This is a genomic window from Fusobacterium sp. (genome assembly GCF_030528405.1).
Lineage (GTDB): Bacteria > Fusobacteriota > Fusobacteriia > Fusobacteriales > Fusobacteriaceae > Fusobacterium.
In genome coordinates, this window is the sequence record NZ_JAUMYY010000016.1 from 3,233 (window position 1) to 16,545 (window position 13,313).

General features: G+C 28.1%; 27 protein-coding genes and 2 tRNA genes. 22 read left to right on the forward strand and 7 right to left on the reverse strand.

The window, feature by feature from the left end:
* Positions 1–213: hypothetical protein (locus Q4A58_RS03925; RefSeq protein WP_303116721.1), on the forward strand; the 213-nt coding region annotated here is incomplete at its 5' end.
* A gap of 279 nt (positions 214–492) precedes the next feature.
* Here Q4A58_RS03925 and Q4A58_RS03930 read toward each other — a convergent pair.
* A complete protein-coding gene (locus tag Q4A58_RS03930; protein WP_303116722.1) occupies positions 493–726 on the reverse strand; it encodes a helix-turn-helix transcriptional regulator in 234 nt (77 codons plus the stop codon).
* A 210-nt stretch (positions 727–936) separates the two neighbouring features.
* Between Q4A58_RS03930 and Q4A58_RS03935 the strand changes: the two genes are divergently transcribed.
* From Q4A58_RS03935 to Q4A58_RS03950, 4 genes are read left to right on the forward strand one after another with little or no spacing between them, the layout of a single operon-like run.
* Positions 937–1,173, forward strand: a complete 237-nt coding sequence (locus Q4A58_RS03935; protein WP_303116723.1) for a hypothetical protein — start codon at positions 937–939, stop codon at positions 1,171–1,173.
* Positions 1,174–1,185: 12 nt separating this feature from the next.
* Positions 1,186–1,308: a hypothetical protein gene (locus Q4A58_RS03940; RefSeq protein WP_303116724.1), complete on the forward strand. Its 123-nt coding sequence runs from the start codon at positions 1,186–1,188 to the stop codon at positions 1,306–1,308.
* Positions 1,308–1,490 carry a hypothetical protein gene (locus Q4A58_RS03945; protein WP_303116725.1) on the forward strand — a complete coding sequence of 61 codons (183 nt, stop codon included), beginning with the start codon at positions 1,308–1,310 and terminating at the stop codon, positions 1,488–1,490. The genes Q4A58_RS03940 and Q4A58_RS03945 overlap by 1 nt, the downstream gene beginning before the upstream one ends.
* 47 nt (positions 1,491–1,537) lie before the next feature.
* Complete coding sequence (locus Q4A58_RS03950; protein WP_303116726.1) at positions 1,538–1,798, forward strand: hypothetical protein; 261 nt, start codon at positions 1,538–1,540, stop codon at positions 1,796–1,798.
* On the opposite strand, the gene Q4A58_RS03955 is transcribed toward Q4A58_RS03950, so the two are convergent.
* Positions 1,784–2,218, reverse strand: a complete 435-nt coding sequence (locus Q4A58_RS03955) for a hypothetical protein (protein ID WP_303116727.1) — start codon at positions 2,216–2,218, stop codon at positions 1,784–1,786. The two genes, Q4A58_RS03950 and Q4A58_RS03955, sit on opposite strands and share 15 nt — an antisense overlap.
* A gap of 90 nt (positions 2,219–2,308) precedes the next feature.
* On the opposite strand from Q4A58_RS03955, the gene Q4A58_RS03960 reads away from it, so the two are divergent.
* The 16 genes from Q4A58_RS03960 to Q4A58_RS04035 all read left to right on the forward strand — a co-directional run bounded on the left by Q4A58_RS03960 (position 2,309) and on the right by Q4A58_RS04035 (position 10,837).
* On the forward strand, positions 2,309–3,313 hold the full coding sequence (locus tag Q4A58_RS03960; protein ID WP_303116728.1) for a phage replisome organizer N-terminal domain-containing protein: 1,005 nt from the start codon (positions 2,309–2,311) through the stop codon (positions 3,311–3,313).
* A gap of 14 nt (positions 3,314–3,327) precedes the next feature.
* Positions 3,328–3,486: a hypothetical protein gene (locus Q4A58_RS03965; protein ID WP_303116730.1), complete on the forward strand. Its 159-nt coding sequence runs from the start codon at positions 3,328–3,330 to the stop codon at positions 3,484–3,486.
* A gap of 143 nt (positions 3,487–3,629) precedes the next feature.
* Entirely contained in the window at positions 3,630–3,836 is a 207-nt protein-coding gene (locus tag Q4A58_RS03970; protein WP_303116731.1) for a hypothetical protein, read from the forward strand.
* A complete protein-coding gene (locus Q4A58_RS03975; RefSeq protein WP_303116733.1) occupies positions 3,833–4,021 on the forward strand; it encodes a hypothetical protein in 189 nt (62 codons plus the stop codon). The genes Q4A58_RS03970 and Q4A58_RS03975 overlap by 4 nt, the downstream gene beginning before the upstream one ends.
* 31 nt (positions 4,022–4,052) lie before the next feature.
* Positions 4,053–5,201 carry a DNA cytosine methyltransferase gene (locus tag Q4A58_RS03980; RefSeq protein WP_303116734.1) on the forward strand — a complete coding sequence of 383 codons (1,149 nt, stop codon included), beginning with the start codon at positions 4,053–4,055 and terminating at the stop codon, positions 5,199–5,201.
* A 3-nt stretch (positions 5,202–5,204) separates the two neighbouring features.
* A complete protein-coding gene (locus Q4A58_RS03985) occupies positions 5,205–5,420 on the forward strand; it encodes a hypothetical protein (protein WP_303116736.1) in 216 nt (71 codons plus the stop codon).
* Entirely contained in the window at positions 5,410–5,676 is a 267-nt protein-coding gene (locus Q4A58_RS03990; protein WP_303116738.1) for a hypothetical protein, read from the forward strand. The genes Q4A58_RS03985 and Q4A58_RS03990 overlap by 11 nt, the downstream gene beginning before the upstream one ends.
* Before the next feature lies 1 nt (position 5,677).
* Positions 5,678–6,211: a hypothetical protein gene (locus tag Q4A58_RS03995; protein WP_303116739.1), complete on the forward strand. Its 534-nt coding sequence runs from the start codon at positions 5,678–5,680 to the stop codon at positions 6,209–6,211.
* A gap of 14 nt (positions 6,212–6,225) precedes the next feature.
* Positions 6,226–7,143, forward strand: coding sequence for a dUTP diphosphatase (locus Q4A58_RS04000; RefSeq protein WP_303116741.1), 918 nt, complete (start codon positions 6,226–6,228; stop codon positions 7,141–7,143).
* Positions 7,136–7,369, forward strand: a complete 234-nt coding sequence (locus tag Q4A58_RS04005; protein ID WP_303116743.1) for a hypothetical protein — start codon at positions 7,136–7,138, stop codon at positions 7,367–7,369. Before Q4A58_RS04000 ends, Q4A58_RS04005 begins: the two co-directional genes overlap by 8 nt.
* Before the next feature lie 9 nt (positions 7,370–7,378).
* Positions 7,379–7,645: a hypothetical protein gene (locus tag Q4A58_RS04010; protein WP_303116745.1), complete on the forward strand. Its 267-nt coding sequence runs from the start codon at positions 7,379–7,381 to the stop codon at positions 7,643–7,645.
* Positions 7,608–7,991: a hypothetical protein gene (locus tag Q4A58_RS04015; RefSeq protein ID WP_303116747.1), complete on the forward strand. Its 384-nt coding sequence runs from the start codon at positions 7,608–7,610 to the stop codon at positions 7,989–7,991. Before Q4A58_RS04010 ends, Q4A58_RS04015 begins: the two co-directional genes overlap by 38 nt.
* 9 nt (positions 7,992–8,000) lie before the next feature.
* On the forward strand, positions 8,001–8,702 hold the full coding sequence (locus Q4A58_RS04020; protein ID WP_303116749.1) for a ParA family protein: 702 nt from the start codon (positions 8,001–8,003) through the stop codon (positions 8,700–8,702).
* The gene (locus Q4A58_RS04025; RefSeq protein ID WP_303116751.1) at positions 8,695–9,327 is read left to right on the forward strand and encodes a hypothetical protein; all 633 of its coding nucleotides are present in this window, start codon (positions 8,695–8,697) and stop codon (positions 9,325–9,327) included. The genes Q4A58_RS04020 and Q4A58_RS04025 overlap by 8 nt, the downstream gene beginning before the upstream one ends.
* A gap of 10 nt (positions 9,328–9,337) precedes the next feature.
* Positions 9,338–9,547 (forward strand): helix-turn-helix domain-containing protein, encoded by a 210-nt coding sequence (locus Q4A58_RS04030; RefSeq protein ID WP_303116753.1) that lies wholly within the window; start codon positions 9,338–9,340, stop codon positions 9,545–9,547.
* A gap of 75 nt (positions 9,548–9,622) precedes the next feature.
* The gene (locus Q4A58_RS04035; protein WP_303116754.1) at positions 9,623–10,837 is read left to right on the forward strand and encodes a site-specific integrase; all 1,215 of its coding nucleotides are present in this window, start codon (positions 9,623–9,625) and stop codon (positions 10,835–10,837) included.
* Positions 10,838–11,001: 164 nt separating this feature from the next.
* Here the strand turns inward: Q4A58_RS04035 and Q4A58_RS04040 are convergent.
* From Q4A58_RS04040 to infC, 5 genes are all read right to left on the reverse strand, one after another.
* Positions 11,002–11,092, reverse strand: a tRNA-Ser gene (locus Q4A58_RS04040).
* Between the two features lie 10 nt (positions 11,093–11,102).
* Positions 11,103–11,187: transfer RNA gene (locus Q4A58_RS04045), tRNA-Ser, on the reverse strand.
* Positions 11,188–11,235: 48 nt separating this feature from the next.
* Positions 11,236–11,586 carry a 50S ribosomal protein L20 gene (gene rplT / locus Q4A58_RS04050; RefSeq protein WP_303116755.1) on the reverse strand — a complete coding sequence of 117 codons (351 nt, stop codon included), beginning with the start codon at positions 11,584–11,586 and terminating at the stop codon, positions 11,236–11,238.
* A 19-nt stretch (positions 11,587–11,605) separates the two neighbouring features.
* Positions 11,606–11,812, reverse strand: a complete 207-nt coding sequence (gene rpmI / locus Q4A58_RS04055) for a 50S ribosomal protein L35 (protein WP_022818737.1) — start codon at positions 11,810–11,812, stop codon at positions 11,606–11,608.
* 35 nt (positions 11,813–11,847) lie between these two features.
* The gene (gene infC / locus Q4A58_RS04060; RefSeq protein ID WP_303116797.1) at positions 11,848–12,360 is read right to left on the reverse strand and encodes a translation initiation factor IF-3; all 513 of its coding nucleotides are present in this window, start codon (positions 12,358–12,360) and stop codon (positions 11,848–11,850) included.
* Positions 12,361–12,792: 432 nt separating this feature from the next.
* On the opposite strand from infC, the gene Q4A58_RS04065 reads away from it, so the two are divergent.
* The gene (locus Q4A58_RS04065; RefSeq protein ID WP_303116757.1) at positions 12,793–13,311 is read left to right on the forward strand and encodes a hypothetical protein; all 519 of its coding nucleotides are present in this window, start codon (positions 12,793–12,795) and stop codon (positions 13,309–13,311) included.
* Positions 13,312–13,313 lie beyond the last annotated feature (2 nt).

Sequence of the window (13,313 nt, forward strand, 5' to 3'; positions counted from 1 at the left end):
TTATATGAATATTTAGGAAAATTAGAAGAAGCTGGTTATTTAAAAACCGAGTCAGGAAAAGAACTTGAAAAGTTACTTAGCAGGCTAAGAAGAGTTCAAAATGTTTTAACTACTGAGGCATATATTGAGATTGAAAATTTGATATATGATCTTGTGGATAAGACGAGAAAAGAATTCTTTGAGCTAGGAGAAATGAGTTCTAAAAGTGATTAGACAAAAAGAAAAAAGAGCGACCGACCAAAGTAACTCTTTTCCTAAACAAGTTATTTTTCAATAACCCGCTATTAAATTATAACTAATTATAACATAAAAAATAATTGCTTTCAACAACTTTTGGTACCATTCCCTGAGAAAAGGGGGAAATTTATGAAACTTGGACATTGGCAATAAGATATCTCAAAAATAAGAGAAATAAAAAAAGAGCTTTCTTAATTCTTCAATAGTGAGGTTCAGATTAACACTTGGCAGGTGCTGGACTTTACTATTGAGAAATTAAGATTGCTCCTCAGAATTTTTCTCTTCAGGATAATACTCAATTAAGTCTGATAATCGGCAGTTAAAGAAATCACATAATTTTAAAATATTTTCAAAAGTTAATGTTTCTGGTCTGTCATTATCAATTAATTTTTTTAAAGTATTTTTGTTAATTCCTGTCTTTCTTGATAACTCTGCAATACTCTTAATCTTATGATCAACCATAAGATAACCAATTTTAATTTTTAACAAATTGATACCTCCTTTTAACTGTACTATACGGTTATTCTAATACATTTAAAAGATTTTTTCAAGCTCTAAGAGGTCATTATAATAACCAAAAATTACTTGACAATGTCATTTTGTTATATTATTATGTCATCATAAGAATATAAATAGTTTTTATATTGATTAATATAGACACTATAAAAACTATAAAAAATTTTTAAAGAGGTTAGGCATATGGAAAGTAAAAGAGTGATGTTATTAGTCAGAATTTTGGAAGAGAAAGGATATTTGAAGCTTAATTCAAAAGAAAAAAAAGATAGTTTGATTTCTAAGCTTAGTGAACTTGAAAATAAACTTTCTTTTGAAGAATTTGAAAGATTTGAAAATTTAATTTTTTCAACTTTAGAAGCTGTTGAAGATGAATATTTTGAATTAGGCAGGCTTGTTGGTGAGATTTTAGAAAGTGAATAAAGGAGATATCTTATGAAACTAAGTGAATTAAAAAAATTAGTAGAAAAGTACGGTGATGTCAGACTTCTTGACATCATAGAGGAATTAAAAGCTTTAGGCTATGCCTGCAATGTTCCTACTGGAGTTGATGTTTAATGGAAAGAACAATTTATATTATCACAACTCCGGAGAAAATTTTATTAAGAGCTTTCACAAGTAAAAACGAAGCTCTTGCAGCTTTAGAAACTGAATACAAAAAGGTTGAAAGAGAATGTTATCTTGAGCCTTGTGCTTTGTTTATTGATAGCGATTTTATTCAAGAAATTAAAAAAATTTAAAGTGGTTAGCAACTAATAGTTGACAACCACTATTATAGGAGAAAATTATGAGTATTAAATTATTAAAGAAATTAGTGAAGCACGAAATTAAAAGATTTTATGTAAAAAATGGAGTTAATAGAAAAAATGTTGTTTTTCTTAGTAGTGGGGAATCAGAATTTAATATATGTTCTTGTGATGAAATGTATTTCTGTAAAAAAATTCACGGTAAATTATTTTCTGTAAAAGTAAATGAAAATATAGAAGCTAAAAAATTAAACTATTTAGCTTTATTATTTCAAATAAAAGAGTTATTAGAAGATTTCTAAAATTTTATAAGAAGAGTAACGGCTGCAATTACATTTAGGTATAATAGTTCCTTTCTTTATGGTAATTTTACTTTTACATACAGTACAGTAAACTTCATAGTTATCTATTGCTACAAATCCACTTTCAGCTATTTTAGCATTTAAGTAGGATTTAGGTAATAATCTTGGAACTTCTTTATAAAAAGATTGAGCATTTTCTATAAAGTCATTCCAAGTATTAAATTTAGTGTTTGACTTAATAAAATTATCTACCGACATAAGAGAATTTTTCACTGAAATTGTTTGAGTAGTTTTAGTTAGACTTATTTTAATACCTAATGCTTTTGCAGCCTTTATAAATTCTTTTTGGGAACTAAAATTAGTGTATTTTACATAAAATTCATCTGGGAAAATATTTCCATTTCGGTAAATTTTTTCCATAGATACCTCCTTTATATTTTAGAAGATTCCCCTCTACATAATAAATTATACACTAATTAAAAATAAAAATTGAAAAAATTAGGAGAAATTATGGCAAAACGTTATTACTGGTTAAAACTCAAAGAAGATTTCTTTGAGTCCGAAGAAATAAAAATAATAGAATCTACTCCAAATGGAGTTATTTATAGTAATTTCTATTTGAAATTACTATGTAAATCTCTAAAAACTGAGGGAAAATTAATATTTAAAGATACTATTCCATATAGTCCAGAGATGTTGGCTTCTCTAACTGGAGTACCTATTGACACTGTAAGAGTTGCTTTAGATATGTTCATTCAATTAGGTTTAATGGATAAACTTGATACTGGAGCTCTATATATGAAAGCTATTGAAAGTATGACAGGCTCTGAAACTATATGGGCTGATAAAAAAAGGAAGCAAAGAGAACTTGAAAAGCAGGAAAAAGCTTTACTTGAAAATAAAGTAAGTGATGAACGAGGACAAAGTTTGGACAATGTCCCTAAAATGTCTGGACAAAAAAAGACATTGTCCGATAAGAGTATAGAGTATAGAGATAAGAATATAGATAAAGATCATGATAATAATAATTTAAATAATATAAATATTATAAAAGAGCTTTTTGAAAATTTTGGAATTAACTTTTCTAAAAAACATAGTGACTTTGTGAGTGAACTTTTGAAAAAAAACTCTGTTGATTTCCTTGTAAGTCATTTCACAAGACAGTATGAAATTTTAAAGGCTAATCCTGCAGTAAAAAATATTGCTGCAGTATTTAGTAAACATCTCTTTGAAGGAACTTGTGAGGTTGATAATGCTGCTATTGTTGAAAGAGAAAAAACTATTGAAAATCTAAAAAAAGAAGAGATTGAAGAAGAAAATAATCAAGCAAGGACATTAGATATTTTCTATAGTTTGTCTTATGAAAAACAAATTGAGGTTGAACAAAAGTTGCTAGATAAATCTCAAAATCCTGAGTATCTGCTAAAAACCAAAAAGGAAACACCGTTTCTGTATTATCAAATGATTTCTAAAGAACTTCGGAAAATAATGATAAGCGAAAAATTAATTTTATAGAGGTGATGTGCTTTATGGAAGAACAAACAAAAGGAAGTAAAAAAATAATAGAAAAATTATTAAATTGGAAAGCTATTACTGAAAAAGATTTTAAATTTTTAAAAGCTAATCCTGAAAAATTTAAAAATATAAAATTTATCAAAAAAGATGCTTCAACAGTAGTCAACTGTTAGTTGACTACTCCAAAAATAAAAGGAGGTTAAGATGAAATTATATGTTATAGGAGTAATATTTTTATTAGGAATTGTTGCGATGGCTTCTAGCATTTGGTATATGGATGAAAAAGAGGAAGACGAAATATAAAAAGGAGATCTGTATGCATTTTCATTTGAACAAAGGGAAGTTATCTATATTTCTAAATAATGAAGAAAAATATAAATTAAATAAAGAACAGATAAAAATGTTAATAGATTTTTTAGAAAGTGCTTTAGTACAAACTGAGAGTTCTAAAAACTATGAGGGTTTCATTATAAGTGCTAATAGCTGTATGCGAACTATTCAAGATGAAGGAGTTAAGAAATGAAAAGTTTAGATGATTTAAAGGAACAGTTAAAAGATTTTAAAAATATAGAAATAGAATTAAGTAATGAAATTGAGAAAACAGACTCTACAAATTTTAGTCTTTTAAATAATTTAGATAAAGAATTATATAAAATTCAGAGTCTTATAGTATTGTTGGAATGGATTATAGAACCCGAATCAATATAAAAAATATAAGATTAATTTCAGGAGATGATGAATGAATTTTATAGATCTATTCAGTGGAATTGGAGGTTTCAGACTAGGAATGGAGAGAGCAGGTCACACTTGTCTAGGTCATGTTGAAATAGACAAATTCGCTAATGCTAGTTATGAAGCTATTTTTAGAAAGGATGATTTAATTGGAACAGATATCACTACCATTTCAAATGAAAAATGGAGAGAATATAAAGGAAAAGTTCAATGTATTTGCGGAGGATTTCCTTGTCAGGCTTTTTCAATCGCAGGGCACAGAAAAGGATTTGAAGATACTAGAGGAACTTTATTTTTTGAAATATTACGAGCGGCTAAAGAAATCAAACCCTCTTATTTGTTTCTTGAGAATGTCAAAGGCTTACTCTCCCACAATAAGGGAGAAACATTTCAAGCAATGCTCTGTGCATTGGATGAATTGGGGTACGATGCAGAATGGTGTGTGCTTAACTCTAAAGACTTCGGCGTTCCACAAAACAGAGAAAGGCTCTTTATTATCGGACATCTTAGAGGAAAATGTACAAGAAAAATATTTTCTATCGGACCAGGCAACAAAGAAGCTAATGACTTTCAAGGACAGCAAATTACAACCAATACCCTTACAACAAGATACCCGGAAAGTCAGGGAGTTGGAAGTTGGATTGTTGAGAGTAGGAAGCCGAAAAGTATCGGAAATATAAATCCTTCTCAAAAGGGAATGAATGGGGAAGTATATTTGTCTGATAGATTGTGTCCAACACTCACAACAAATAAAGGGAAAGGACTTAAAATTGCAATTCCTGTTTTAACTCCTGATAGGATTAAAAAAAGACAGAATGGGAGAAGATTTAAAGAAAATGGAGAACCTGCATTTACTCTTACTGCACAAGATAGACACGGAGTTATAGTTCAAGTTGGAAGAGTTTACTCAACAGAAGGTATAGATCTCTGCTTAAATACTATGCAAGGTGGTGGAAGAGAGCCAAAAATTTTAACTAAGGAAATAAAAATCAGGAAGCTAACTCCTAGGGAATGTTGGAGATTGCAGGGCTTTCCTGACTGGGCTTTTGATAAAGCAAAAGAAGTTAATTCAGATAGTCAACTATATAAGCAAGCAGGAAATTCAGTTACTGTAAGTGTAATTGAATGGATTGCTAAGAGATTAAAAGGAGAGTGAAAAATGTGGAAGTGTAAAAAGTGTGGCAGTTATGAAATTAATCAAAAAATAAGAGGAACAGAAAACTGTGAGTATGATAAAAACGGAGAAAGTATTCTTATTTTATGGAGCGATATTGAAGCAAAAGCTTTCTGTGAGCACTGTGGAAATGAAGCGGAAAAATATAGCTTTAATACCACTATTAAAGAAATAGCGGAGTGGGTGGAAGATGAAGAATGAAAAAATATATAAACTTATAGTCTATTTCAAAAAAACTGAAACAATTACAATAGCTTTTTATAATGAAGATTATGCTTGTGTAAAAGGCGAATTATTAAAAGCTACTTCTACGAATTTTAAGCATTTAAAAGAGAGAATTTTTATAGGTAGGAATAAAGAAAAGATGATTGAAGTACTAAATAGATTAAAAAAAAGAGGAGAATATCATAGCTATGATCTTGAAGAGATTCAAATAAAAGATTGTGAGGAATTGTGAGATGAAAAAGATATATACAAATAAAGACTTAATTGAAGCAATAGAACATTGTAGAGAAAAAATAAAAGTTCAAAAAGGTAAATGTAAGATAGAGCATATAAAGTTATTAAATATGTTAGAAGATTTAAAGGAAATTAAAGGGGAAGCAATGGAAAATAAAAAATATTGTTATAGCTTTGATGATGAAAATTATTCAAGCGATATATTTAATAGTGAGAAAGAAGCCATAGAGGCTGCTAAAAAGGAATTTGCTGATAATAATCTTGAAAAAGATTATCCAGGAAGAATAATTTTTCTTGCTGAAGCTTTTCTTTATGAAGAGGATTTCAATTCGCTTGCTAATACCTTACTATGTGAAATGCAAGAAAGAGCAGAATGGTTAAATGATTATAGTAGTAATTATATGTGTCTTACATTTGAGCATAGAGATATTTTTCAAAAAATGCTAAAAAAAATGATTGAAAGTTTTCAAAGAAAATTTGGGTATGAACCTAATTTTTATAACATTGAGAGAATTGGAAAAATTGAATTTTAGGAGAGTGATTTAAAATGGTTTTTACTATGAAACACGATGCTGAAGAATATGTAAAAAATTTTGGACTAACAAATGCAAAAATAATTCTTGATAAAGATAGATTTTATAAATTAGTTCCTAAAAAATTGGAAAATGTTAGATTAGTTAAAAATTGGGAAGAATTAGCTTCTTTAAATTTAGAAAATGAAAATTTTAAAGTTGAAGTTAAAAATAATTGCTGTGGCTGGATAAGATCTAAAAAAGAAAATATTTACGATGAATATTTATCAACACATACATTTTATGGCTTAAAGTATAAAATAAGTTCTTTAAAATTTCAATTAAGAGGATTTATGATTGAGATTGGTAACTGGGATAAAGGAGAAAAATTTATTGAAAAAAATAATTTAAATAAACCTACAAATTTTAATGACTTGCTTAATCTTCAAGATTTCTATAATAAAAAAATAATTCAGAAGAAAAAGGAAGAAATTTCTTGTTATAGAGAACCTGATATCTGGGACATTAGAAACTGCATACTAGATGAATTTCAAGAGTTCAAAAGAGAGCTTTCATATGAATACAATTTTAAAACTTATAGATATAAAGATCACAATCCTGAAAAGCAACTAGAAGAATATGTTGACATATTAAACTTTATATTATGTAAAATCATAATTGTTAAAGATAATTATTCAAAAGAAGCTTGGCAAGATTTCACTTCTGAAGTGTTAGAAAAAAATAAAAAAACTTTAGAAAAAATGATTATAAATTTTGAATATTATGCGACTCAAGCAGAATTTTTTGATTTTGAAAATAGATATGTTTATCCTTATATGATTGATTATTATCTTAAAATTGGAAACTTCTTTAATTATACAAAAGAAGATATTTATAATCAGTACTGGAAGAAATTTTTAGAAAACTGTAAAAGGGAAAATTTGTATGATTAGAATAATGGAATTCAATAAAAATAATATAAAGGAAATTTATTGTATTTTGTATCCTGAAACTCAAAATAATGATGATGACTTCTGGAATAGTTTGAACAAAGAAATTTTAAAAAATAAAGGATTAAACTATAATAACGAATTTATTCCTTTAGGGAAGTATTTAGTGAGAGATAGATACGGAAATGCTTTGTTTTATGATTACGAGGTAGTCAAAAAATATATTTAAGGAGGGAAGATGTCAGTTACGCATAAAATGATTATGCCCTTGACAAAATGGAATGAAATTTGCAAAAAATTTAATGATTTAAAGGAAATAAAAAAAGATTTCAATATAAATATTGAAGATTATATTGGATGCAGAAATTATGGACAGTTAATGTTTCATTTATCTGCAATTGAATTGGGTGCTAGAGAAAATTTAGAAGCTCCCGAATACTATAGCAAAATAAACTATGGAGGTTTTAATGAACTTAAGAGGAAAAATTTTTCACAAAAAAAATAAAAGAGTTTATAAAGTTTTAAATATTGATTTTTTCAACAATAAAATTGATGTTGTTGACGGGAATACACATACTACATTTGATTTCAAAGATACAGTTTTCTTAGAATCTACAGGAATGAAAGGAAATAAAGGATATATCTATAAAAGTGATTTTTTAACTCTTGTAATTGGTAAAAATAGGGTACAAGGAGTTGTAATAAGAGATAAAGGCGGTCACTTTTATCTTCGAGATAAAAAAAGAAAAGAAGATCTTCATCTTAAAGTACTAGTTGAAAATGCAAGTAAAATTATTAATTTAGGAAATTCTACAATCTTTTTTGATAAATTAAAAAGTAAGAAAAAATAGGAGGTAAAAATGGGAATTATTCTTATAAAAAATAATAAAGGTGGAGTAGGCAAGAGTTGGCTAAGTTTACAACTAGCAGGATATCAAGCTTACAAAAATAAAAAAGTACTTATCTTAACAAGCGATTCCCAAAATAACATATTAAATTTCGCTGGAATTAAAGCAGACACTTCAAAAAAAGGGTTAGAGGATCTGCTTGAAGGGAAAGCTTATAACTTAACAACTCTAAGACCTAACTTGATGTTCTTACATCTACAAGGATACAAATTAAAAAGGGATTATGAAGAAAAATTAAAAACTGCCATAAAAAAATGGGAAAGAGAGTTTGATTATATAGTTATTGATGGCTCTCCTGTTTTGGGGCTAGATAATGTTTTCATAGAAATAGCTGAACACATAATTGTCCCTACATTCTTAGATAGAGTTACCACAAATGCTATCTTGCAAATGCTAAAGACAGTTGATATTAGTAAAATTAGAGCAGTTATACCTAATCGAGTTGGTAGAACTAAGCTTGAAAAAGAAGAGTACAATTTGTTGGATGAGAGATTAAAGAAAATGAGCAAACTCCTTACTATGCCGATTTCTCAATCAGGAAATATAACAAAATTGATTGATAAAGGCTCTCTAGTTTGGGATAGTAAAAGTACCAAACTGGATTTTATAAAAGGAGTTTTTGAGGAAGTTTGGAGGGAGATAGAAAATGAATAATGATGTGTTTGACGAATTTGATGCTATTGTTGCAGCACATTCAAATAACAATTTAATCAGTTTTGATTTCGGAACTTGCGAACTATCTGAAACAGAATTGGCAGATGCTTCTCTTCAGGAGAAAAAATTTTTAAATAGTTACAGGAAATATAGAAATAATACTTTTGAAATGTGTGAAGCTTTATCTGAAATAGAAAAGATATTGAAACCATCTGGAAAATTTATGAATTGGTACGAAAGCATAGGGCTTTCAAAAGATATGGTTTCTGTTCTTTCAAAAAGATGGAGCTTATATATAGAATTTAAAGAACATAAAGATAGGATTTTCTCACTATCAGATCAAGCGATAAAGATTTTAACTAATAAGGATGCCGAATATGATGATGTCAAAGCCATCCTTGAGGGAGAATATAGCAAGGCAAAAGAAATTAAAAGCATATTACTTCCTCTTGTTGAAAAAAATAAAAGAGAGTTCTTACCTTCAGGAGAAAAATTCTTTAACTTCAACAAGATAAATAAAATGGAGAAGAGAGTTAAATCATTAACTGATGAGGAAAAGAAAGAATATAAAAATGAACTTGAAGAATATATCAATAAGCTTGTTGCTTTAAAAGAGAGAATATAGGAGGCTTAAAATGAGAGAAATAATTGAAAAAGAACTTGCTGATAAACCTTTTTTTCTCAACACAAAAGAAGTAGGAGAAATTATAAATGCTGGTCATAGTACAGTAAATGATCTTATTAATAAAGGACAACTTCCTGCTTTCAGATTTGGAAAAAATTTTAAAATTCCTAAGCCTTCTCTTATTGATTACATAATGCAATCTAAGGTTGATATGATTTAAAAATTATAATATTGACTTTTTTAGATGACTACTGTACTTTATATGCAGTAGTTATCTAAAAGGAAAGGGGGAAAGTTGTATACTACTAGTTACATACGAAAGAAAGGTAAATACTATCATCTAGTTTTTGAAGGTGTGAAAAATAAAAAGAAGGTATCTAAGTCAAAAAGTGCTAAAACAGATGATGAGGAGCTAGCATTAAAAATGCTAGAGGAATTTGAAAATGAATGCTTAAAATTCTTAGGCTTCTCTAATTCACAAAAGCCTATTAACAAAAAAAATCTCATGAAAAAATTTGATAAGGATTCAAATCTTTATGATAAAGAGATTTCCTTCTGTGATTTTGTTTATGGGTATGTGAAAATGAGATATAAAACAATAGCTGATGAAACTTATGCAGCATATTTAGGAATTGTTAAAAATTCATTGTTACCATTCTTTTTTAAAGAGAACAAAAAAATTAAGGATATAAATGTTTTTGATATTGAAAAATATTATTATCACGAATTAAATGTAAGATGTGTTTCAGCAAATACAGTTATTCATTATCATAACTATCTAACATTAGTTTTTAAATATGCTTTAAAACTTGGAGTTATTCAGAATAATCCTATGTTAATTGTTGAAAAGCCTAAAAAAGAAAAATATATCGCTAAGACTTATAATTCAGACGAAATAAATATTCTCCTGGATCTATTAAAAAAACATAAGGAAGAAATTTACTTTGGAGTTATAATGGCATGTTATTTTGGACTTAGGAGAAGTGAAGTTGTGGGTCTTAAATGGTCCTCTGTTAATTTTGTTGAAAATACTATATCTATAACAAGTACTGTTACAGAAACAAATTTGGATGGGAAGAAAGTAACAATATATAAGGATAGAACTAAAAGTGTTTCTAGCTTGAGAACATTTGTTATGCCTGATAAAATAAGAAATTTACTATTAGAGATGAAGGAAAGGCAAGAGGAGAATAAAAGAAAATTTGGAAGAGGATATTTAAATAAGTTTTCCGATTATATCTATGTCAATGATGGTGGGGATCTAATAAGACCTAACTATTTAACAGCTAGATTTGGTAAGTTTTTAAAGAAGTATAAGCTTCCACATATCAGGTTTCATGATTTAAGGCATAGCTGTGCTACAATGCTTTATCAAAATAATGTAAATGTAAAAGACATTCAGGCATATATGGGACACAGCAGTTCAAAAACTACTATGGATATATATGTACATTTGATGAATAAAAATAATATTTCAACTGTGTCGCTTATAAGTGATAGAATAAAGTAAAATATATGGTTAAGAGTGGTACTTTGACTAACAAAATAAAAAAGGCTAACATAAAAAACTATGCTAACCTTGATTATTTGACTGGTTAAGTAAGTTCAAACACTGCCAAAACCTGCCAAAATATATTTTTGAGTTGTGCGAATACTCATAAAATCTAATGTCTATGGCGGTGAGAGAGGGATTTGAACCCTCGGTACCTAAAGTCGGTACTCTGACTTAGCAGGTCAGTGCATTAGGCCACTCTGCCATCTCACCAAATTTTCTATGGCGGAAGGTTAGAGACTCGAACTCTAAAGCCATAACGACGTCGGTTTTCTAGACCGATTCCTTACCAATTAGGATAACCTTCCATACCCCATAGATATTATCATACTTTAATAATTTTTGTCAACTTTTTTTTAGAAAGTTGCCTTAGCAGCATCCACTAATTTCGTAAATTCGTTTGCATTATTAAGTGCTATATCCGCTAAAACTTTTCTGTCTAATTCAATACCAGCTTTCTTTAAACCGTTCATTAGCTTAGAATAACTAAGTCCATTTAGTCTTGCTGCTGAGTTAATTCTTGTAATCCATAGTTGTCTCATTTTTCTTTTGTTTACTTTTCTATCTCTTGTAGAATAAGCCATCGCTTTTCTTGTAGCTTGTTTTGCTTGCTTAAATGCATCTCCTGACGCACCTCTAAAACCCTTTGCTGCTTTTAATACTCTTTTATGTTTTTTTCTTCTTATAATTCCAGTCTTAACTCTCATTTCTTCCTCCTAGTCTAAATTATCTTCCTTCTCCATATGGTAATAATGCTTTCATATGATTTTTTAAAGTCTCACTTACTACTGCATCTTTCTTTAAATTATTCTTTCTTTTTCTATCTTTTTTAGTTAGTATATGGCTTTTTCCTGAATGTTTTATAACAAACTTTCCACTTCCAGTAACTTTAATTCTTTTCTTTGCTCCCTTGTGAGTTTTCATTTTTGGCATAATATTTTCCTCCTTATTATAATCAATAAAATCAATTATTTCGATTTTTTTGGTGTTAACATTAAATGTTTTTGCTTATCAGCATATTTTTTTTCAACTTCAGCTATTTCAGAAAATCTTTCTGCAATTTCATCCAAAGTAATTACACCTAAATTAGAGTGCATCTTTTCCCTTCCAAATAAAACAAGAGTAACCTTTACTTTATTTTCTTTTTGTATAAATTTTTCAATTTGGTTAATCTTAGTATCCAAATCATGGTCATCTATCCTAGCTGATAGCTTTACTTCTTTTACTATGACTTGCTTTTGATTCTTTTTAGCTTCTTTTAATTTTCTAGTTTGCTCGTACTTATATTTACTGTAATTCATTATTTTGCATACTGGCGGATTACCATTAGGAGCAATCTCAACCAAATCATAACCCTGAGATTGTGCTAAATCTAAAGCTTGCTCAGCAGACATTATACCTAATTGCTCTCCATCAAAAGATATAATTCTAAATTCCTTCCCTCTAATTTTTTCATTAATTCTAGTTTTGTCAGAAATAATCCTACACCTCCGTTAAAAATAAAAACAGGCCTGAGCCTGTTCAAATCAAAATAAAATTTAAAATATAATATAAGTATATTTTTAAATTAATTAATCCAACCCTATGTAAACTCTATTGGTCCATAAGGTGAGAAACAGGCATTGTCTCTACTTTACTCTTTTCTTTATTTATTACTAAACAAGTATATACTTTTTTCAAAAAATTGTCAAGAAAAAATATTTTTAGATTTTTTTTAATTTATCTTTAATATAAAATTTTATCTATAACAAATAATTTCTTTTTAGTTTTATAAGTTTAGTAATTAATTTTTATTTCAAAATTTTTAAAAATATGCTATTATAGGATAGTAAATATTTTAAGAAAATGAGGTGTTTAAAATAAATAAAATTGTGATTAAACCGTTAACATCAAAAAAAGAGAACTTCTATTTATTGTTAACTTTTTTTATTTTAATTTTTTTTGCTGCAACTCTATTAAAAATTCGTTATAAAGAACCTTATACCCAAGAGATCCGCAGTGGCGAAATGAGTGCTTTCTCTGATTTAAATAACATTGAATCAAGCATATATGCGGATATTTTAAATTCCTTAGTGGATATTTCTATTTTAAAAAAAGAAAATGGAGAAATCCCTTCAATTGCTTTATTAGATGAAGAAGAAATTCCTCCCTATCACAGAGATAAAATTTGGGAACAAAAAGGGGCTTTGGATTGGAACAAACTTATGCATGATAATGAAATCTTTTATTTAGGAATAAGCTCCAGTAGTGAGATAGGTTCTTTTTTGCTTGCAATTAATGAAGAAGAGATATCTAAAAGTGAAGTTTATTACTTCAATGAGAAACTTCCAAAAGAAGATGTCATTAAAAATTTTGAAAAATATGAACCTAATTTTACAAAAATAATCCCCTATACTGGGGATGACGAAAGAAAGAAATTTAAAGGAGAATAACT